The sequence below is a fragment of the Achromobacter marplatensis genome (genome assembly GCF_002209535.1).
Classification (GTDB): domain Bacteria; phylum Pseudomonadota; class Gammaproteobacteria; order Burkholderiales; family Burkholderiaceae_B; genus Achromobacter; species Achromobacter marplatensis.
Genome location: NZ_NJIG01000001.1, coordinates 125,440 through 144,762 on the forward strand (window position 1 = coordinate 125,440; position 19,323 = coordinate 144,762).

Genomic DNA, 19,323 nt, shown 5'->3' on the forward strand with positions numbered 1-19,323 from the left:
GGCGCCGCTTTTTTATTTGATGCGTCGCGCCCAGATCGTCCGCCACGGGCAGACGCGGAGCTTGCCCAGCTGCTATGATTACTGGATAAATACCCAGCTATCCGGCCCGGCCGATGTTCCCCCCGCACCGTTACTACTACCTTCACAATTTCCAGCGCGCGCTGGCGTGGGTCGCTGACCGCTACGCCGACCTGCTGGATGCCGGCGAACGCCGTTTCCTGGAAGACTTCCAGGCCTTGCCGCAGGCGTCCCAGGCGTTGATGGTGCGCATGCTGATGCGGCGCGGGCCGTGGTTCCGCGCCAGCCGGCTGGTCTATGAGGAAATCGCCAGCACGCAGGATGCCGCGGCGCCGCTGCAGGCGCTGGGGTGGCTGGACGCCGACGCGCCAATGACGTTGGACGAGGTGTTCGCCCTGCATACCAAGCCCGAGCTTTGCCGCCTGTTTGGGGATGCCTCGGTCAAGCCGGCGGCGCGCAAGGCGGACCTGCTGGAGGCCTTGCGGGCTCGGCACGATGCGCCCCAGCCCTATGCGGCTTGGAACCCCGCGGCCGACGAGCCCGTGTGGCGCGTGATGGTGGGCGATCTTTGCGAACGCTTGCGCCTGATGTTCTTCGGCAACCTGTACCAGGACTGGTCGGAATTCGTATTGGCCGACCTGGGCGTGTTCCAGTACGAGGCCGTGCCGTTCGAGGCGTCGTCGCGGGCATTCCAGACGCGGGCGGACGTGGACGGCTATCTGGCCTTGCATGCCTGCCGGGCGGCGCTGGACGAAGGCGCCGAACTGGACGCCTTGCTGCGGGCGGTGGACGATTGCGCCAGCCAGAACCCCTGGCTGGAAAAGCGCCGCGCCAAGGTGCTGCTGCGGATCGGGCAGGCGTGCGAGCGGGCGCAGGACTGGGCGGCGGCGCAACGCGTGTACACGCGCTGCGCGTACCCCGGCGCGCGGCATCGCCGCATACGCGTGCATGAACGCATGGCGCAGTATGGCGAGGCCTTGGCGCTGGCCTTGCAGGCGCAATCCGCACCCGAAAGCGAAGAGGAAAGCCAGCGCGTGGCGCGGATGCTGCCGCGCCTGTATCGGGGCGCGGGGCAGGGCGCGCCCGCGCGGGCGGCGGCCCCGGCCTTGCTGCGCACGGATCTGAGCTTGCCGCGGCCGGCCCAGCCGATGGCGGTGGAATTCGTTACCCGGGACCACCTGCATCAGGACGATGCGCCGGTGCACTACGTTGAGAACGCGCTGATCAATTCGCTGTTCGGCCTGCTGTGCTGGCCGGCCGTCTTTGCGCCGTTGCCGGGCGCGTTCTTCCATCCGTTCCAGCGCGCCCCGGCGGACCTGGATGCGCCGGATTTCCACCAGCGCCGCGCGGCTTTGTTCAACGACTGCCTGGGGCAGCTGGACACGCACGCGTATCGCGATGTGATCTTGCAGCGCTATGCGGAAAAATCGGGCGTGCAGTCGCCGTTCGTGTTCTGGGGCGCGTTGTCGGACACGCTGTTGGCGCAAGCCCTGGACTGCCTGCCGGCCGCGCATCTGAAGCTGTATTTCACCCGGCTGCTGCGGGACGTCAAGACCAACCGCTCGGGCTTTCCGGACCTGATCCGTTTCTGGCCGGCAGAGCGCCGCTACGAGCTGGTCGAAGTCAAAGGGCCCGGCGACAAACTGCAGGATAACCAGATCCGTTGGCTGCAGTATTGCGTGTCGCATGGGATGCCGGTTCGCGTCTGCCACGTCAGTTGGCGGGAGGATGCGGCATGAGTTATGCCGTGGCGGTGCGTGCGCTGTGCGAGTTCACCGCGCGGGCGGGCGATCTGGACTTGCGTTTCACGCCGGCGCCGACGGGGCTGGAAGGAATGGCGGGCCACGCGGTGGTGACGGGCCGGCGCGGGCCGGCTTATGAAACCGAAGTGGCGCTGTCCGGCCAACATGAAAACCTGCTGGTGCGGGGGCGGGCCGACGGCTACGACCCGGTGGCCAACCAGCTGGAAGAGGTCAAGACGTATCGCGGCCAGTTGGACAGCGTGCGCGAGAACCACCGCGTGGTGCATTGGGCGCAGGCGCGCGTCTACGGCCATCTGTTGTGCCAGGCCCGCGGGCTGGAGCAAGTGCGCGTGGCCCTGGTGTATTTCAATGTGGTCACCGAAGAAGAAACGGTCCTGGTGGAAACGCACGAGGCGTCGGCGCTGGCGGCCTTCTTCCAGGAGCAATGCGGCCGTTTCCTGGCCTGGGCCAAGACCGAGCTTGCCCATCGGCAAGCGCGCGATGCCGCGCTGGAAAAGCTGGCATTTCCGCATGGGGAATTCCGTGCCGGGCAGCGCGACCTGGCCGTGGCCGTGTACCGCACGGCGCGCGACGGCCGCTGCCTGATGGCGCAGGCGCCCACCGGTATCGGCAAGACGCTGGGCACGATCTTCCCGCTGCTCAAGGCCAGCCCCGGCACGGGCCTGGACAAGATCTTCTTCCTGGCGGCCAAGGGGTCGGGGCGGGGGCTGGCAGTCGAAGCGCTGGACACCGTCAATGCGCAGCCTGCTGCGCCCGCGCTGCGGGTGCTGGACCTGCAGGCGCGTGACAAGACCTGCGAGCATCCGGATCTGGCCTGCCACGGAGATTCCTGCCCCTTGGCGAAAGGGTTTTACGACCGCTTGCCGCAAGCGCGCGAAGCGGCGTTGCAACACGTCCGGCTGGATGCGCCCACCGTACGCGCGACGGCCCGCGCGCATCAGGTGTGTCCGTACTACCTGTCGCAGGAGCTGATCCGCTGGAGCGACGTGGTGGTGGGCGACTACAACTATTACTACGACGCCACGGCGATGCTGTACGCCATGACGCAGGCCTACCAGTGGAAGGTGGCGGTGCTGGTGGACGAAGCCCACAATCTGGTGGACCGGGCGCGCCGCATGTACACGGGTGAATTGGACCAGGCATCGCTGTCCGCCGCGCGCTATGCCGCGCCCAAGGCGCTGAAAAAGCCGCTGGACGGCCTGCAGCGGTCTTGGAACGCGCTGAACAAGAAGCAGGTTGAACGGTATCAGGCCTACGAGATGGTGGCCCCGGGCGTGCTGACCGCCGTGCAGAAAGCGGTAGGCGCCATCATGGAGCACATGGCCGAGTCGCCGTTGGCGCAAGACGATCCCGTCCTGACGTTCTACTTCGAAGCGCTGCAGTTCATGCGCCTGGCCGAGCAGTTCGGTTCGCATGCGCTCTTTGACGTGACGCTGTCGGACGTGGGCGTGGCCAGCGCCAAGACGCGGCCGTCTACCTTGTGTGTGCGCAACGTGATCCCGGCGCCGTATCTGGCGGCGCGCTACGCGGCGGCGCACGCGACGGTGCTGTTCTCCGGCACGCTGAGCCCGCAGCAGTTCTACCGCGACACCCTCGGACTGCCCAAGGATGCGCCCTGGATCGACGTGGCCGCGCCGTTCCAGGCCGAGCAACTGGCGGTACGGGTGGTGGGCAACGTGTCCACGCGCTATCGCGACCGCGAACGTTCGCTGGCGCCGATCGTCGACTTGATCGCGACCCAGTATGCTGAGCGGCCCGGCAACTATCTGGGGTTTTTAAGCAGCTTCGATTATTTGCGCCAGGTGTCCGACCTGATGCGCGAACGCCATCCCACGGTGCCGATCTGGCTGCAGACGCCGGGCATGGATGAACCCGGCCGCGCCGCATTCCTGGCCCGCTTCACCGAGACCGGCCAGGGGGTGGGCTTTGCGGTGCTGGGTGGCGCGTTCTCGGAAGGGGTGGACTTGCCAGGCAAGCGGCTGATCGGCGCGTTCATTGCCACGCTGGGCCTGCCGCAAGTGAACCCGGTAAACGAAAACATGAAGCGGGCCATGGACTTGCGCTATGGCGAAGAGAACGGCTACGACTACACGTACCTGTACCCGGGCATGCAGAAAGTGGTGCAGGCGGCCGGCCGGGTGATCCGTACCGAACAGGACGTGGGCACCGTGCACCTGATCGACGACCGCTATCGCCGCGCCAAAGTGCGCGGCCTGTTGCCCAGTTGGTGGCAGGTGGACTGATCCGCTAGGGCGTGGCCGTTACGCCATCGCGGGCGGCGTGCGGGCGCCGCCGCCCCAGCAGCGCATGGATGGCCAGCGCGGTCAGCACGGCAATGCCAGCCAAGGCGTGCAGCACGTGGCGGAAGGCCTCGTTATAGCTGTGCTGCAGCAGCTCGGATGCGCCCGGCAACAAGGCCGCCGCTTCGTGCAACTGACCAAGCGCGGCGCGGTTGGCGGCCATCAGGATGGCCTGGCCGTCGGTGCCGGCAGGCAGCCCCGCCGTCAGCGGCATCTGGATCAGCAAGGCCAGCAGCGCGCTGACGACGGCGATGGCAATGCCATCCGCTGATACGCGCACCGTGTTGAAGATGCCGGTGGCCATGCCGACGTTACGCGGTTCCACCACGCTGACGGCCATCGCGTCCATCAAGCCCCACGGCACGCCGATGCCGATGCCGATCAGGCTCATCGGCAACCACAGGCCGGTGGCGCCTGTGGTCATGACGTCCGCCAACCAGACCAGGCCGGCGGCCACCGCCAGCAGGCCCACCGCGGACAGCACGCCCGGGTTGAACCAGCGTGTCAGCAATGCGGCCAGGAACGGCACGACCAGCAGCGGTGCGGCCAGACCAATCATCAACTGGCCGGCCGCCAGCGCGCTGTAGCCGTCGATGCCGATGAAGCGGCCGGGCAGCACGGCGATCAGCACGATGAAGAGGAACGCGGGCGAAGCCGCCAGCACCTGCACGCCCACGAAGCGCGCGTCGCGGAACAGGCTCAGGTCCAGCATGGGCCGGGCGGCGCGGCGCTCGACGTGCACGAATACGCCGGCCAGCAGGGCAGACGTCAATAGCGCGCCGATGACGTGCGCATCCGTCCAGCCCGCTTCGGGCGCCAGCAACATGCCGTAGGTGAACAGGCCCAGCGCGCCGGTGAAGCTGATGGCGCCCGGCCAGTCCAAGCGGCCTTGGGGGGCGCCGACGGTCGGGCGCACGCTGACGGCCACCATGACGGCGCCCAGCACGCCCACGCCGCCCGTCGCCAGGAACACCCATTCCCAACCGGCTGCCTGCACCATCCAACCGGACGCCAGCGGCCCGAACGACAGGCCGATGCCGAAGGTGGTGCCCAGCAAGCTGAACGCACGGGTGCGCGCCACGCCGTGGAACAGCGGGGCCAACGACGACATGGCGGCGGCAAACGCGGCTGCGCCGCCCATGCCCTGCATCAGCCGCATGACGTCGATCCAGCCCGTGGTGGGCAGATAGGGGATGGCGAACGTGGCGGCGCAGAACCATGCCAGGCCCAGCAGCCAGACCCGGCGGGGGCCGTACAGGTCGGTCAGGCTGCCCGACACCATGATGACGCTGCCGTACGCGAGGATGTAGCCGTTCAGGATCCAGTTCAGTTCAACCGGCGTGCCGCCCAGCGCCTGGCTGATCGACGGCAGGACCACGGCGGGGCCGGTGAAGCACAGCGGGATGAGCAGGGCTGTCAGGCAGGCAGACAGCAGTTGCAGCCAGCGATGGCGGGAGGATGGGGATTCGGAAAGGTGCATGAGGACGAGCGGGTCTAAACAAGGGCGCCGCGCGGCGGGATTGCGGTGCGGCGGCAGAATGACGGCAAGCTTAGGGGCCACTGGATAAAAGAAAAACAGGCTAGGATTCCGAATATTCAGGACAAAAACGTCCGCAATGGGGATGAGGATGGATAGTCTTAGCGGCATCGGCGTACTTGTGCTGGTCGCGGAAACGCGCAGCTTTTCCGAGGCGGGGCGGGTGCTGGGGGTGTCACCGTCGGCGGTGGGCAAAAGCGTGGCGCGGATGGAAGAGCGCTTGAAAGTGCGTCTGTTCCATCGCAGCACGCGCCACATTGCGCTGACCCCGGAAGGCGAGAAATTCCTGGAGCGTTGCCGCCGCATCCTGTGCGAAGTGGAAGCCGCTGAATTGGAACTTTCCGAAGCGACGGATGCGCCGCACGGCAAGCTGCGGGTGAGCCTGCCGCGCTACAGCGGGCTGTTCGACGCCAGCATCGCCAGCTTCATGCAGCAGTACCCGGCAGTGGAACTGGACCTGGATTTCACGGACCGGATGGTGGATGTGATCGGCGAAGGCTACGACGCCGTGGTCCGCACCGGCGACATGGACGATTCCGGCCTGAAGCGCCGGCGGCTGGGGCCGTTCCGGCGGGTGCTGGCCGCAGCGCCCGACTATTTGCGCCTGCATGGCACGCCCAAGCGCGCGGGCGACCTGCTGCGCCACGCCTGCCTGCATTACCGGTATCCCGCGACGGGCCGGCTTGAAAAATGGCCGCTGAAACAGGGGCCGGACGCGCAATCGCTCGATTTGCCCCTGACGCTGGTCTGCAACAGCGTCGAGATGCGGATATCCCTGGCGGTGGGCGGGCAGGGCATCGTCTGTCTGCCGGATTTCACGATCCGCCGCGAACTGGCTGCGGGCCAGTTGCAGATCGTGATGGAAGACCGCACGCGCGGCAGCGGCACGATGTGGGCGCTGTGGCCCGCCAGCCGCCATGCGTCGCCCAAGCTGCGGGTCTTCATCGACCATCTGGCGCAGCACCTGTTTCCCTGAACCCCGCCAGGCCGCCCTTGTAGGATGATGATCATCATATTAATATGATGATCATCATCTAATGGCTGGGCCTGTCATGCGCTACGACAACGGACACAAACGCGAAACGCGGATACGCATTCTGAAGACTGCGGCGGAAGCGGTGCGTGCCGACGGGCCCGACCGGATCGGCGTGGCTGCGGTGATGCGCCAGGCCGGCATGACGCACGGCGGCTTCTACGCCCATTTCAATTCGAAGGACGCGCTGGTCGAGGCCTCGATCGAACACATGTTCGACGAGGCGCTGGCCCGCGCCCAGAAGCGCATGGACGGACGACCGCCCGCCGACGGCCTTGCCGCCTACGTGGACGCCTACCTGTCGACCGCCCATTGCGAGGCGCGCGCCCATGGCTGCCCGCTGGTGGCGCTGGCGGCTGACCTGCCGCGGCAGTCTGACGCCTGCCGGCAGGCGTACGCCGCCGGGTTGCGCCGACTGGTTCAGGCCCTGGCCGGCCGGCTGGCCGATGCCGGCTACCCCGAACCGGAACCGCTGGCCCGTTCGGTGCTGGCTGAATTGGTGGGCGCGGTTTCCCTGGCCCGTTGCGAGACCGATGCGCAACGGGCGAATGCCATGCTGGCGGACGCCCGCCGGCTCTTGAAGGCCCGCCTGGGCCTGGAGCAATGCTGATGACATCCCAACCGACCCCCCATCGCGAACCCAGCATGGTCGAGGAGACCGGCGCGGGTCTGGACGGCCTGGCGCAACTGCGCGCGTTGCTGGCCTCCGGCCGCAAGCCCGGCATCTTGGTGACGCTGGATTTCGACTTCGTGGAAGTGGAAGCCGGACGTGCGGTATTCGCCGGCACGCCGGGGCCGCAGGCCTACAACCCCATTGGCACGGTGCACGGCGGGTATGCCGCCACGCTGCTGGACTCGGCATGTGGTTGCGCCGCGCATTCCCAACTGACGGCCGAGCAGGCCTACACCACGCTGGAGCTGAAGGTGGCGTATCACAAGGCCATTACGCGCCACAGCGGCCTGCTGCGGGCGGAAGGCCGGGTCTTGTCGATGGGCCAACGCGTGGCCTATGCCGAAGCCAAATTGACGGACGCGCAGGGCCGCCTGCTGGCCTCGGCCACGTCCACCTTGCTCGTGTTCGCGCGGCCGGCCCCGGCCGTCGCTGCGGGTTGAGACGACTCGTTTAAAAGGAACAGCCATGATTGCCGCAGATCCCATTGTCATTGTTGCCGCCGCGCGGACTCCGCTGGGGCGTTTCCTCGGGGGCCTGGCCCCCGTCACCGCCGCCGACTTGGGCGCCGTCGCGATCCGCGCCGCGCTGGAACGCGGCGGCGTGCCGGCTTCCAGCGTGGATGAAGTGCTGATGGGATGCGTGCTGCCCGCTGGCCAGGGACAGGCGCCGGCGCGTCAGGCCATGCGCGCGGCCGGCGTGCCGGATGCGGTGGGCGCCACCACGGTCAACAAAGTGTGCGGGTCCGGCATGAAGGCGGCGATGATTGCGCACGACCAGATCCTGGCCGGCGCGATCGACGTGGCGGTGGCCGGCGGCATGGAGTCCATGAGCAACGCGCCGTATCTGCTGAAGAAGGGGCGGGCGGGTTATCGCTTCGGCCATGACCGTGTCTACGACCATCTGGCGCTGGACGGGCTGGAAGATGCCTACGAGGCAGGGCGGCCGATGGGCGACTTTGGCGAAAGCGCCGTGCAAGCCTATGGTTTCACCCGCGCCGACCAGGACGCCTATGCGGCCGAGACGCTGCGGCGCGCGCGGCAGGCGGTGGAGTCCGGCGCGTTCGCGGCCGAGATTGCGCCGGTGGCGGTGCCGGGCAAGGGCGGGGCGCTGATGGTCGACCAGGACGAGAACCCGTTGAAGGTATCGCCCGAGAAAATCCCCACCCTCAAGCCCGCCTTCCGCGAAGACGGCACCATTACCGCGGCCAGCGCATCGGCCAACGCGGACGGCGCGGCTGCCCTGGTGCTGGCCCGCGAATCGGTCGCGCGGCGCGAAGGCTGGCCGGTGCTGGCCCGCATCCACGGCCATGCGACGCACAGCCAGGAGCCGGCCTGGTACACGACGGCGCCCATCCCGGCCGTCCGCAAGTTGCTGGACAAGGCCGGTTGGCAGGTGCAGGACGTCGACCTCTTCGAGATCAATGAGGCGTTCGCCGTGGTGGCCATGGCCGCAGCGCAGGACCTGGGCATTGCCCGCGACCGGTTGAACGTCAACGGCGGCGCCTGCGCCCTTGGGCATCCGATCGGCGCGACGGGTGCGCGGCTGATCGTGACCTTGCTGCACGCCTTGCAGGCGCGTGGCCTGCGGCGCGGCGTGGCGGCGTTATGCATCGGCGGGGGCGAGGCCACGGCCGTGGCGATAGAGCGGGTTTAAGCAGACCGGCCCGGCGCCTGCCGGGCGCGCGCGGTCTGCCGGGTTTGCGTAGTATGTCGGTTGCGCCGGGCGGTCGCCGCCCGCGCCCATAATGACAAACCAGGAGACCGCATGCCCCCCGCCACGCCGGCTGCAACCGCCAGCCTGAACCCCATCGTCGCCATGCCGGCGCACGCCCTGTCGGATGCGATCAGGCGGCGCGAGCTGTCCTGCGTCGAAGTGATGCGCGCCTATCTGGCGCATATCGACCGCGTCAATCCCAAGATCAATGCCATCGTCGCCCGCCGTGATTCGGACGCGTTGCTACGCGACGCCGCCGAGCGTGACGCACAGTTGGATGCGGGACAGTGGCTGGGCTGGATGCACGGCATGCCGCAGGCCCCGAAGGACCTGACGGCGGTGCGCGACATGGTCACGTCCATGGGGTCGCTGGTCTACAAGGACCTGGTGACGCCGCATGACTCGATCATCGTCGAACGGATGCGGGCATCGGGCGCCATTTTCATTGGCCGCAGCAATGTGCCGGAATTCGGCCTGGGTTCGCACACCTATAACCGGGTCTACGGCACTACCGGCAACCCTTACGATCCGACCAAGACCGCCGGCGGCAGCAGCGGCGGCGCCGCGGCCGCGTTGGCCGCCCGTATGTTGCCGGTTGCCGATGGCAGCGACTTCGGCGGGTCGCTGCGCAACCCCGCGGCGTTCTGCAACGTCTATGGCATGCGCCCATCGGCCGGTCGCGTGCCCTTTGGCCCGGCGCCGGAAGTATTCTTGAAACAGCTGTCCTACGAAGGCCCGATGGGCCGGACGCCGCGCGACGTGGCGCTGCTGATGTCCGTGATGGCGGGGCACGACAAGCGCTCTCCGCTGTCGTTGCGCGACGACCCGGCGCAGTTCGCGGCCCCGTTGGACGCCGACCTGCGCGGCAAGCGCATCGGCTGGCTGGGCGACTGGAACGGCTACCTGGCCATGGAGCCGGGCATCCTGGACCTGTGCAGCCAGGCGCTGGCCGCGCTGGGCACCGTGGGCTGCGATGTTGTCGATTACCAGGTGCCCTTCGCCGGCGACCGCCTGTGGCGCATCTGGCTGGCGCATCGGCATCTGATGGTGGGCGGCCAGTTCCATGCCCTGGTCGAAAACCCCGAAACGCGCAAGCTGGTCAAGCCGGCGTTGATCTGGGAAGTCGAGGGGTTGGAAGGCATGACGGCGCGGCAGGTCTACCAGGCCACCGAAGAGCGCAGTGCCTGGTACCAGACCGTGCTGCGCATGTTCGACGAGGTCGATTTCCTGGCCGTGCCATCGGCGCAGGTCTTTCCGTTCGACGCGACGCTGGACTGGCCCAAGCAGATCGCCGGACGCCCCATGGATACCTACCACCGCTGGATGGAGACGGTGACGCCGTGGACGCTGGCAGGCTGCCCCGTGATCAGCGTGCCGGTGGGGTTCAACGCGCAGGGCTTGCCGATGGGGATGCAACTGGTGGGGCCGCCGCAGGCCGACCGGGACGTGCTGTGCCTGGCGCACGCCTACGAGCAGGCAAGCGACTGGGTGCACGCGCGGCAGCCGGAAGCCTTGTGGCGTGAGCCCGGCTGAAGGGCGATTCTGGTACGCACTGTCACCGCAAAAGACAAGGGCTTGTAAGCGGACTTTGCATTTTTCCGACGAACCGGGCGCTTCGTCGGGGTTTCCCTTGCATTTTCATGGCTGACAGGCCAAGCCTTTGCAATAATTAGCGAAATTACCCACATCCCGTCATAAAGTGGGCGCGGGCGCGCGTCGCGGCGCGTCCAGTCGTTCAGGGGCGTCCTTTGGGGCGTTGAAGCATTGAACCAGCACAAAGGTCTCCCGGCATGAAGAATCTGACACTCCGCCAGCGCATCCTGGCCAGCTTCCTGGTCATCCTGGCCATCATGGCGTTGATGGTGGTGGTGGATTACCGGCGCTTGTTGCACATCGAGGAAGAGGTCGCCACGATCAACACCGATGCGGTGCCGGGCATTTACTACAGCACCTCGATCCGGTCGTCGTGGTTCGCGGGTTTCGTGGTGGTGCAGGATGCCTATAACTCGGACACCGATGCCGAGCGCCGCAGCGCCCTGGAAGCGCTACCCAAGAACGACCAGCAGCTGGAAGAGAACATCGAGCTGTACCGCCGGACGGTATCGCGCGGCGACGACCGCAAGATGTTCGACGAATTCGAATTGGAACTGCAGGCATACAAGCGCATCCGCGCCGACATCCTGGAGCAGGCCGCGACGGGCAACGTGGCGCAGGCGCAGGCGCGCATCAAGACGGAACTGCGGCCCGCTTTCTACAAGGGCCGCGACACGCTGGCCAAGATGGTGGCTGAAAACAAGCGGCAAGCGGACGAGTCCGCGGTCAGCATCCAGAAGTCGGTGGATACGGCGGAGGTCGGGATGCTGGTGTCGCTGGCGCTGGCGATTGCCGCCGCCGTCGTGTGCGGCTTCCTGTTGATGCGGGCCATCGCCAACCCGATGCGCGATATCGTCAAGACCCTGGAATCCACGGGCGGCGGCGACCTGACCCGCCGGCTGTCGCTGGCGCGCAAGGACGAGTTCAACGCCATCGAGACCGGCTTTAACGGCATGGTCGACGAGTTGACGGGGCTGGTGAGCAAGACGCAGCGCTCGGCCGTGCAGGTGGCAACGTCCGTTACCGAGATCGCGGCCACGTCCAAGCAGCAGCAGGCCACGGCGTCCGAAGTGGCGGCCACCACGACCGAGATTGGCGCGACGTCGCGCGAGATCTCCGCGACCTCGCGCGAACTGGTGCGCACCATGACCGAAGTGTCCGGCGCTGCCGAGCAGACGGCGTCGCTGGCGGGCAGCGGCCAGGTCGGGCTGGCGCGCATGGAAGACACGATGCGCAACGTGGTCGGTGCGGCGGGATCGGTCAACGCCAAGTTGGCGATCCTGAACGAGAAGGCCGGCAATATCACGCAAGTGGTCACTACCATCACAAAGGTGGCGGACCAGACCAACCTGCTGTCGCTGAACGCGGCGATCGAAGCCGAGAAGGCCGGCGAATACGGCCGCGGTTTCGTGGTGGTGGCGACCGAGATCCGCCGCCTGGCCGACCAGACCGCGGTGGCCACCTACGACATCGAGCAGATGGTGCGCGAGATCCAGTCGTCGGTGTCCGCGGGTGTGATGGGCATGGACAAGTTCTCGGAAGAAGTGCGCCGCGGCATGGCCGACATGCAGCAGGTGGGCGATCAGCTGTCGCAGATCATCCAGCAGGTGCAGACGCTGGCGCCGCGCGTGCAGATGGTCAACGAAGGCATGCAGGCGCAGGCCACAGGCGCCGAACAGATCAACCAGGCCCTGCAGCAGTTGAGTGATGCGGCGCAGCAGACGGTGGAGTCCCTGCGCCAGTCCAGTCTGGCCATCGAAGAGCTGACGCTGGTTGCCAATGACCTGCGCAGCGGCGTGTCGCGCTTCAAGGTGTGAGTCCGGTCATGGCTGCGCTAGCCCCTTCTGAGCCCGGCGCGGCGCTTGCCGCGGCGCGGCGGCTTTATCTGCTGTTCCGCATCGGCGAAGACCGCTATGCGCTGGATGCGGCGGACGTGGTCGAAGTGTTGGGCCTGCGCGCCTTCAAGCAGGTGCCCGGCACGCCGCCCTGGGTCGCGGGCATGCTGGACCGGCGCGGCGTGCCGGTGCCGGTGATCGACATGAGCGCGTTGGCAGGCCACGGCAGTGCGGTCACGGTGACCAGCACCCGGCTGGCGCTGGTGCGCTACCGCCCGGATCCCGGGGCGGAAAGCCGCTTGCTGGGCTTGATCCTGGAACAGGCGACCGAGACGGTGCATTACGACCCGGCGGCGTTCCAGCCTTACGGGCTGGACAATGCCGGCGCCCGCTATCTGGGCCCGGTGCTGAGCGACGCGCACGGCATGGTGCAGGCCGTCAACGTCGGGGACCTGCTGCCCGCCCCGGTGCGGGCGCTGCTGTTCCCGGAGCCTGGCGACAGGCGTGAAGGCGAGGCGCGGCCATGACTTTGATCGACGAATTCAGCGCCCTGCTCAAGCGCAAGATGGGCCTGGACAGCGGCTCGATCGGCAAGGCGGCGGTCGAGCGCGCGGTCCGGCACCGCATGGGCGCGGTGAACGCGGCGGACGAAAACGATTACTTGATGCGGGTGCAGGCCTCGGCGGCTGAAATGCAGCAGCTGATCGAAGCCGTGATCGTGCCGGAAACCTGGTTTTTCCGGTACCCGGAGTCGCAGGCGGCCATGGCGAAGCTGGCATGCGAACGTTTGTTCGCGGCGGGCGTGGCTGAAGACCGTGTGCTGCGCGTGCTGAGCGTGCCGTGTTCCAGCGGCGAAGAGCCGTATTCCATCGCCATGGCCTTGCTGGATGCGGGCGTTCCCGCCGCGCGGTTCCAGGTGGATGCCGTGGACATCAGCGAACGCATGGTGGAATTCGCCCGGCGCGCGGTGTATGGCCGCAACTCGTTCCGGGGCGATGATCTGGCTTACCGCGGCCGTCACTTTGCCGAGACGGCCGATGGCTACCGGTTGGCGGCGGTGGTCAGGGAAAAGGTGCGCTTTCAGCAGGGCAACCTGTTCGACACCAACCTGCTGCTGGGCGCCGCCCCTTACGATTTCGTGTTCTGTCGCAATTTGCTGATCTATTTCGACGCGGCCACGCAAGAGCGTGCGGTACAGGTGTTGCGGCGCTTTACGCGCGGCGACGGCGTGATCTTCGTCGGGCCCGCAGAAACCAGCCTGATGACGGCGCGGCGCCTGCCTGCCGTACAGATGGCCCGGTCTTTCGCATTTTCGGCGCAGGCGATGCCGCCGCCCGCCGAAACGTACGCGCCGCCCAAGCCGATCGTGCATGCCTGGACGCCGCCCCGGCGACCCGTGGCGCAGCCGCCGGCGGCGCGCTTGCCCTTGCCGCATGCGGCGATTGCGGCTGCGGCGACCGTCCTGGCCCCGGCTTCGGCTCCGGCCTCGGTTCCGACTTCAAACGGCACCCACGCCGACGTGTCCTTGCGCCAGATTGCGGCGATGGCGGACCAGGGGCGCGTGCAGGACGCGCTGGCGCAGTGCCGGGCGCACCTGGAAATCCATGGCGCCAGCGCCGATGGCCTGCATCTGCTGGGCCTGTTGCAAGACGCCGCGGGCGACGCGCGCCAGGCGCAGGCCGCCTATCGCAAGGCGCTGTACCTGGATCCGACGCATCGCGAAGCCCTGCTGCATCTGGCCGCACTGATCGCGTCGGCGGGCGATGTGGAAGGCGCCCGCCGCCTGCAAGCGCGCGCGGCGCGAGAGGAGGCCCGTCGTGAGTGAATCCATCGCGCTGCTGTCCGACGTGGACGACTGCTGGAACCGTATTGGCATCCGCGGCGACAAGAGCTGTGGCCAGCTGGCGGGGCATGTGCATTGCCGCAACTGTCCGGTCTATGCGACGGCGGCCAAACGCATCCTGGACCGGCTGCCGCCCCAGATGGACGTGCAGGATCATGAACCGGAAGCCCGACACAGCACGCGTCAGTCGTCGCTGCTGGTGTTCCGCCTGGGCCGGGAGTGGCTGGGCCTGCCCACGCGGGCGCTGGACGAAGTGGCCGGCACGCGCCCCGTCCTGACGCTGCCGCATCGCCGCGATCCGGCCGTGCTGGGCGTGACCAACGTGCGCGGCACCCTGACCGTCTGCGTGTCGCTGGCGCGCCTGCTTGGCCTGGATGCCGCGCCGGTGGATGCGCGAGAACGGGCCGCTGCCCGCATGCTGATTTTTGGCGGCACCGGCCGGGCGGTGGTGCTGCCCGTGGATGAAGTGGAAGGCATACATGCCGTGGACCTGGATGCGCTGGAGCCGCTGCCGGCCACCGTGGAAGGCGCAAGCCAGACCTATTCACGCGGCATGGCGCGTTGCGGCGGCCGCGGCGTAGGCGTTTTGGACGAGAATCTGCTGATGCAAGCTTTGGAACGGAGTCTGGCGTGAATCCGGACGAGATGCGCGACGCGTCGCTCCTGGAGCTGTTCCAGCTCGAAACCCGCACCCAGGTGCAGGTGCTGAACAACGGCCTGTTGGCGCTGGAACACGATCCGACGTCGGCGGCCCAGCTGGAAGCCTGCATGCGCGCGGCGCATTCGCTCAAGGGCGCGGCCCGCATTGTGGACCTGCATCCGGCGGTGCGGATTGCGCACGCCATGGAAGATTGCCTGGTGGCGGCGCAAGAAGGGCGGTTGCGGCTGCAGGCCACCGATATCGATGCATTGCTCCTGGGCACCGACTTGCTGCAGCGGGTCGCCACGCCCGGCGTCGAGCTGGGCGGCGAGATCGATGAACTGGTGGTCCGCCTGAGTAATGCGCCCAATGCGCCGCCAGCGGCGCCGGCCGTGCCGCCGCGTGCGCCCCGGCCGTCGGACTTCCTGCCGCCGATTCAACGCGTGGATGAGCCGCCCTTGGCGGCGCCGGCAGCGGCGCCTGTGGCCGCATCGGCGCCGTCATCGCAGACGATGGTGCGCCGGAGTTCAGACCAGGGCATCTCGGAAGGCGAGCGCGTCTTGCGCGTGACGGCCGATACGCTGAACAAGCTGCTGGGCCTGTCCAGCGAAACGCTGGTGGAATCGCACTGGGTCGGACCGTTCGGCGCATCCATGCTGCGGCTACGGCGCATGCAGTCGGGCGCCGCGCAGGCGCTGGACGGCGTGCGCGCCGCGCTGGCGGGCCAGCACGTAGACGCACGCGTCCAGGCCGCGCTGGACGATGCCCAGCGCATCGTGGGGGAATGCCAGCAGGAACTGGCGCGACGCACCAGCGAGGTCGACGAATTCGGCTGGCGCATGAGCCATCTGGCGCAACGCCTGTACGACACCGCGCTGGCCTGCCGCATGCGCCCGTTCGGCGACGGTGTGGGCGGCATGGCCCGCATGGTGCGCGATCTGGGCCGCTCGCTGGGCAAACAGGTGCGGCTGGAGATCGAGGGCGACGCCACCCAGGTCGACCGCGACATCCTGGAAAAGCTGGATGCGCCCCTCATGCATCTGCTGCGCAATGCGGTGGACCACGGCATCGAAATGCCGATGGACCGCATGGACGCCGGCAAGTCGCCGGAAGGCCTGATCAAGCTGGCGGCGCGCCACGCCGCCGGCATGCTGCTGATCGAGCTGAGCGACGACGGCGGGGGCATTTCCCTGGACCGGCTGCGCGTCGAAGTGGTGCAGCGCAAACTGACGAACGCCGAAACGGCAGCCCGGTTGAGCGAGGCCGAACTGCTGGAATTCCTGTTCCTGTCGGGCTTCAGCACGCGTGGCGAAGTCACCGAAATTTCGGGGCGCGGGGTGGGCCTGGACGTGGTGCAGACCATGGTGCGGCAATTGCGCGGCGCCGTGCGGATCCACCAGACCACGGGGCAGGGCACGCGCTTTGTGCTGGAAATGCCGCTGTCGCTGTCGGTGGTGCGCAGCTTGCTGGTGGAAGTGCAGGGCGAGATCTACGCGTTTCCACTGGCGTATGTCAGCCACGCCTTGCAAGTGCGCGCTGAAGAGATTGAACAACTGGAAGGCCATCAACACTTCCGCTTCATGGACAAGCAGATCGGCCTGGTGTCGGCGCGCCAGATCTTGCGCGCTGGCGAACCGGCGCCTGCGGCGGAGTCGGTGGCCGTGGTGGTCGTGGGCGATCACGACAAGCTTTACGGCATTGCCGTAGACCGCTATGTGGGCGAACGCACGCTGGTGGTGCAGCCGCTGGACCCGCGGCTGGGCAAGGTGCAGGATGTAATGGCGGGCGCCTTGATGGACGACGGCACGCCGCTGCTGATCCTGGATGTCGAAGACATGCTGCTGTCGGTCCAGAAGCTGATCGAAGGCGGACGCCTGACGCGCGTGGATGGCGGCGGCGCGGTTGTCCAGGCGCGGCGCCGCAAGCGCGTGCTGGTGGTGGATGATTCCCTGACGGTGCGCGAACTGGAACGCAAGCTGCTGCTGAACCGGGGCTTCGAGGTTGCCGTCGCGGTGGACGGCATGGACGGCTGGAACATGCTGCGCGGCGAGGACTTCGACCTGGTCGTCACCGACGTCGACATGCCCCGCATGGACGGCATCGAGCTCGTGTCCCGGATCAAGGCGGACGCCAGGTTGCAAAGCCTGCCGGTGATGGTAGTGTCGTACAAGGACCGCGAGGAAGACCGGCGGCGTGGGCTGGATGCCGGCGCCGATTACTATCTGGCCAAGGGCAGCTTCCATGACGACGCGCTGCTTGACGCCGTCGAAGACTTGATCGGAAAGGCACTCACGTGAGAATCGGGATCGTCAACGATCTGCAAATGGCGGTTGAGACCATGCGGCGCGCGATTGCGCTGGAGCCCGGCCTGGAAGTGGCGTGGGTGGCAAGCGACGGCGAACAGGCGGTGGCGCAGTGTGCGCGCGACCGGCCGGACGTGGTGCTGATGGACCTGATCATGCCAGTGATGGACGGGGTGGAGGCCACGCGCCGCATCATGGCGGAAACGCCCTGCGCCATCGTCGTAGTGACGGCGGACGTGGCCCGCCACACGACGCGCGTGTTCGACGCCATGGGTTATGGCGCGCTGGATGCGGTGGACACGCCGGTGGTGGGCGATGCCGACATGCGCACGGCCGCCGCGCCGCTGCTGCGCAAGATCCGTAATATCGGCTGGTTGATCGGCCGCTACGGCAATCGGCCGGCGTTGACGCCCGTGGACAAGCCATCGCCCAAAGCGTCCGCGCAGCGCCTGCTGGTGATCGGTGCGTCGGCTGGCGGCCCGGCCACCCTGGCGCAACTGCTGCGCGACGTGCCGCTGGATTTTCCCGCGGGCATCGTGCTGGTGCAGCATGTGGACGCGTCGTTCGCCGCCGGCATGGCGGATTGGCTGAACGACCAGGTACTGTTGCCGGTACGGCTGGTGCGGGAAGGCGAACGGCCGCTGCCGGGGCAGATCCTGTTGGCGGGCACCGACGACCACCTGCATTTGCTGGCGGATGGCACGCTGCGCTACACCGAAGACCCGAAGGAAAGCCTGTATCGACCCTCCATCGACGTGTTCTTCCACAGCGTGGCGCAACATTGGCGCGGCACCGCGGTCGGGGTGCTGCTGACCGGCATGGGGCAAGACGGGGCGCGCGGGCTGAAGGCCTTGCGTGAACGGGGATACCTCACCATCGCGCAGGATCAGGCCACCAGTGCTGTGTACGGCATGCCGAAAGCGGCGGCGGCCTTGCAGGCGGCGGTGGAAATCCGACCATTGAACCAAATCGCTCCCCGCTTGATCCAGGCCTTTGCCTGAGCGGCTCGATATCGTCAGACATCAAGGAAATACTATGCACCCTCCCATTGACAGCTCGGCTTCCGCGGATCTGAACTCGCATGCGGCCATGGTGCTGCTCGTCGACGACCAGGTGATGGTCGGCGAAGCGATCCGGCGGGCGCTGGCGACGGAGGGGAATATCGATTTCCACTACTGCTCAGACCCCTACAAGGCGCTGACGGTGGCGATCCAGACGCGTCCCACCGTCATCCTGCAGGATCTGGTTCTGCCGGGCGTGGATGGCTTGAGCCTGGTGCAGGAATACCGCAACCATCCCGTCACGCGAGACATCCCGATTATCGTGCTGTCCACGAAGGAAGACCCGGCCATCAAGAGCGCGGCCTTTGCTGCGGGCGCCAACGATTATCTGGTGAAGTTGCCTGATTCCATCGAACTGGTGGCGCGCATCCGCTACCACTCGCGTTCGTACCTGGCGCTGGTGCAGCGCGACGAGGCCTACCAGGCCCTGCGCCAAAGTCAGCAGCAGCTGCTGGAAAGCAATATGGAATTGCGCCGCCTCACGAATTCGGACGGCCTGACCGGCCTGGGCAACCGCCGCTATTTCGATGAGTACCTCAACGCCGAATGGCAACGCGCGCGCCGCGACGGCCGCGAGATCAGCATGCTCATGATCGACGTAGACCACTTCAAGGCCTACAACGACACCTATGGCCACATCGCGGGCGACGAAGCGCTCAAGCGCGTGGCCAACACCATTTTCGCCAGCTGCGACCGGTCCACCGACCTGGCGGCCCGCTTCGGCGGCGAAGAATTCGCTTTGGTGCTGCCGGGCACGCCCGCCGGCAGCGCGCGGCTGGCCGCAGAAAAGCTGCGCCGCGCCGTCGAGGCCATGCAGATTCCGCAAAAGGACACAGGTTCGGGGCCGTGGCTGACGGTCAGCATCGGTACTGCCACCGCCGTGCCCGCGGCAGACCAGCCGTGCACCGACCTGATCCTCGCGGCCGACCGCGGGCTGTACCAGGCCAAGCACCAGGGACGCAACCGCGTCGTGCCGGGCCAGATGCCGCCCGTGGCGGAATAGGCGGCCGC

The 19,323-nt window shown here is 67.5% G+C and carries 15 protein-coding genes; 14 read left to right on the forward strand and 1 reads right to left on the reverse strand.

Annotation, left to right across the window (positions count from 1 at the left end):
• The first annotated feature begins 113 nt into the window (after positions 1–113).
• Complete coding sequence (locus CEY09_RS00430) at positions 114–1,757, forward strand: VRR-NUC domain-containing protein (protein WP_088587137.1); 1,644 nt, start codon at positions 114–116, stop codon at positions 1,755–1,757.
• On the forward strand, positions 1,754–4,024 hold the full coding sequence (locus CEY09_RS00435; protein ID WP_088587138.1) for an ATP-dependent DNA helicase: 2,271 nt from the start codon (positions 1,754–1,756) through the stop codon (positions 4,022–4,024). Before CEY09_RS00430 ends, CEY09_RS00435 begins: the two co-directional genes overlap by 4 nt.
• 4 nt (positions 4,025–4,028) lie before the next feature.
• Here the strand turns inward: CEY09_RS00435 and CEY09_RS00440 are convergent, their stop codons facing one another.
• Positions 4,029–5,561: an MFS transporter gene (locus tag CEY09_RS00440; protein ID WP_088587139.1), complete on the reverse strand. Its 1,533-nt coding sequence runs from the start codon at positions 5,559–5,561 to the stop codon at positions 4,029–4,031.
• A 148-nt stretch (positions 5,562–5,709) separates the two neighbouring features.
• On the opposite strand from CEY09_RS00440, the gene CEY09_RS00445 reads away from it, so the two are divergent.
• From CEY09_RS00445 to CEY09_RS00500, 12 genes are all read left to right on the forward strand, one after another.
• Positions 5,710–6,594, forward strand: coding sequence for a LysR family transcriptional regulator (locus tag CEY09_RS00445; protein ID WP_088587140.1), 885 nt, complete (start codon positions 5,710–5,712; stop codon positions 6,592–6,594).
• Positions 6,595–6,655: 61 nt separating this feature from the next.
• Positions 6,656–7,261 carry a TetR/AcrR family transcriptional regulator gene (locus CEY09_RS00450; protein WP_208625029.1) on the forward strand — a complete coding sequence of 202 codons (606 nt, stop codon included), beginning with the start codon at positions 6,656–6,658 and terminating at the stop codon, positions 7,259–7,261.
• Positions 7,255–7,764 (forward strand): PaaI family thioesterase, encoded by a 510-nt coding sequence (locus CEY09_RS00455; protein ID WP_088587141.1) that lies wholly within the window; start codon positions 7,255–7,257, stop codon positions 7,762–7,764. Before CEY09_RS00450 ends, CEY09_RS00455 begins: the two co-directional genes overlap by 7 nt.
• 25 nt (positions 7,765–7,789) lie before the next feature.
• Complete coding sequence (locus CEY09_RS00460; RefSeq protein ID WP_088587142.1) at positions 7,790–8,977, forward strand: acetyl-CoA C-acyltransferase; 1,188 nt, start codon at positions 7,790–7,792, stop codon at positions 8,975–8,977.
• Positions 8,978–9,088: 111 nt separating this feature from the next.
• Positions 9,089–10,570 carry an amidase gene (locus tag CEY09_RS00465; RefSeq protein ID WP_088587143.1) on the forward strand — a complete coding sequence of 494 codons (1,482 nt, stop codon included), beginning with the start codon at positions 9,089–9,091 and terminating at the stop codon, positions 10,568–10,570.
• Between the two features lie 257 nt (positions 10,571–10,827).
• A complete protein-coding gene (locus tag CEY09_RS00470) occupies positions 10,828–12,447 on the forward strand; it encodes a methyl-accepting chemotaxis protein (protein ID WP_088587144.1) in 1,620 nt (539 codons plus the stop codon).
• Positions 12,448–12,455: 8 nt separating this feature from the next.
• Positions 12,456–12,992, forward strand: coding sequence for a chemotaxis protein CheW (locus CEY09_RS00475; protein WP_088587145.1), 537 nt, complete (start codon positions 12,456–12,458; stop codon positions 12,990–12,992).
• Positions 12,989–14,290 (forward strand): CheR family methyltransferase, encoded by a 1,302-nt coding sequence (locus CEY09_RS00480; RefSeq protein ID WP_088587146.1) that lies wholly within the window; start codon positions 12,989–12,991, stop codon positions 14,288–14,290. The genes CEY09_RS00475 and CEY09_RS00480 overlap by 4 nt, the downstream gene beginning before the upstream one ends.
• Positions 14,283–14,942 carry a chemotaxis protein CheW gene (locus CEY09_RS00485; protein WP_088587147.1) on the forward strand — a complete coding sequence of 220 codons (660 nt, stop codon included), beginning with the start codon at positions 14,283–14,285 and terminating at the stop codon, positions 14,940–14,942. The genes CEY09_RS00480 and CEY09_RS00485 overlap by 8 nt, the downstream gene beginning before the upstream one ends.
• On the forward strand, positions 14,939–17,245 hold the full coding sequence (locus tag CEY09_RS00490) for a hybrid sensor histidine kinase/response regulator (RefSeq protein ID WP_006224293.1): 2,307 nt from the start codon (positions 14,939–14,941) through the stop codon (positions 17,243–17,245). The genes CEY09_RS00485 and CEY09_RS00490 overlap by 4 nt, the downstream gene beginning before the upstream one ends.
• A complete protein-coding gene (gene cheB / locus CEY09_RS00495; protein ID WP_088587148.1) occupies positions 17,242–18,252 on the forward strand; it encodes a chemotaxis response regulator protein-glutamate methylesterase in 1,011 nt (336 codons plus the stop codon). Before CEY09_RS00490 ends, cheB begins: the two co-directional genes overlap by 4 nt.
• A gap of 34 nt (positions 18,253–18,286) precedes the next feature.
• Positions 18,287–19,315 carry a response regulator gene (locus CEY09_RS00500; RefSeq protein ID WP_006224295.1) on the forward strand — a complete coding sequence of 343 codons (1,029 nt, stop codon included), beginning with the start codon at positions 18,287–18,289 and terminating at the stop codon, positions 19,313–19,315.
• Positions 19,316–19,323 lie beyond the last annotated feature (8 nt).

Coding starts and splice junctions, on each gene's coding strand:
- CEY09_RS00430 (WP_088587137.1), top strand. CDS start 114: ATGTTCCCCCCGCACCGTTACTACTACCTTCACAATTTCCAGCGCGCG.
- CEY09_RS00435 (WP_088587138.1), top strand. CDS start 1,754: ATGAGTTATGCCGTGGCGGTGCGTGCGCTGTGCGAGTTCACCGCGCGG.
- CEY09_RS00440 (WP_088587139.1), bottom strand. CDS start 5,561: ATGCACCTTTCCGAATCCCCATCCTCCCGCCATCGCTGGCTGCAACTG.
- CEY09_RS00445 (WP_088587140.1), top strand. CDS start 5,710: ATGGATAGTCTTAGCGGCATCGGCGTACTTGTGCTGGTCGCGGAAACG.
- CEY09_RS00450 (WP_208625029.1), top strand. CDS start 6,656: ATGGCTGGGCCTGTCATGCGCTACGACAACGGACACAAACGCGAAACG.
- CEY09_RS00455 (WP_088587141.1), top strand. CDS start 7,255: ATGCTGATGACATCCCAACCGACCCCCCATCGCGAACCCAGCATGGTC.
- CEY09_RS00460 (WP_088587142.1), top strand. CDS start 7,790: ATGATTGCCGCAGATCCCATTGTCATTGTTGCCGCCGCGCGGACTCCG.
- CEY09_RS00465 (WP_088587143.1), top strand. CDS start 9,089: ATGCCCCCCGCCACGCCGGCTGCAACCGCCAGCCTGAACCCCATCGTC.
- CEY09_RS00470 (WP_088587144.1), top strand. CDS start 10,828: ATGAAGAATCTGACACTCCGCCAGCGCATCCTGGCCAGCTTCCTGGTC.
- CEY09_RS00475 (WP_088587145.1), top strand. CDS start 12,456: ATGGCTGCGCTAGCCCCTTCTGAGCCCGGCGCGGCGCTTGCCGCGGCG.
- CEY09_RS00480 (WP_088587146.1), top strand. CDS start 12,989: ATGACTTTGATCGACGAATTCAGCGCCCTGCTCAAGCGCAAGATGGGC.
- CEY09_RS00500 (WP_006224295.1), top strand. CDS start 18,287: ATGCACCCTCCCATTGACAGCTCGGCTTCCGCGGATCTGAACTCGCAT.